Origin of the sequence: Flavobacterium fluviatile, from assembly GCF_010645065.1 — a bacterium.
Taxonomy (GTDB): Bacteria; Bacteroidota; Bacteroidia; order Flavobacteriales; family Flavobacteriaceae; genus Flavobacterium; species Flavobacterium fluviatile.
On the sequence record NZ_JAADZW010000111.1, the window covers coordinates 1 to 554 of the forward strand.

At 38.1% G+C, this 554-nt stretch carries 1 protein-coding gene; it reads right to left on the bottom strand.

Annotated elements, in window-relative coordinates:
• Positions 1–554, bottom strand: a 554-nt coding sequence (locus GXM17_RS21505; protein WP_208796489.1) for a hypothetical protein, incomplete at both ends; no start/stop codon positions are given.

The window sequence follows — 554 nt, forward strand, 5'->3', positions numbered from 1 at the left end:
TAGGTAGGTTGCAGGTTTTTAATTTGATAATGGTCTGTTTGTAATTGATACGGTTTGTATTTATTACCAAATAATTCTTCAGTATGTTTAAGAGCGTTTTTAAGAGCCTGTCTAATTAAATCAGGACTTTCCTTAGTGCCAATTGAGTACCCCACTATGTAATTATTGAATGGGTCGAGTATCATTACTACTGTGAGCCTGTTGTGATAGGTTGTTTTTGAATGACCATCTTTATCAACTATTGTTTTTTGATAAAGAAGTTCGGCATCCCAACCGTCCATTGACCAAAACAACATTGGTGCGCTTGGCTTGCTTCGCTTGATTTGCATGTGTTTTTGGTGCATCAGGTCAGTTTCTCCATGCTGTCCGGCAAACACATACAAATCGAGTTCTTTTCGTTTGTTGGCAATTACTCCGGCATCTATAGGCTTCCATCCAATTACTCCGGCAACATCATTGTAATGTCTAACGACTTGCTCATTGTTAAGGTTCTGATGTTTTCCTAAAAGCACCTCAATAAGTGCTAATTGTTCATCATCTTTAACTTTTGCCGC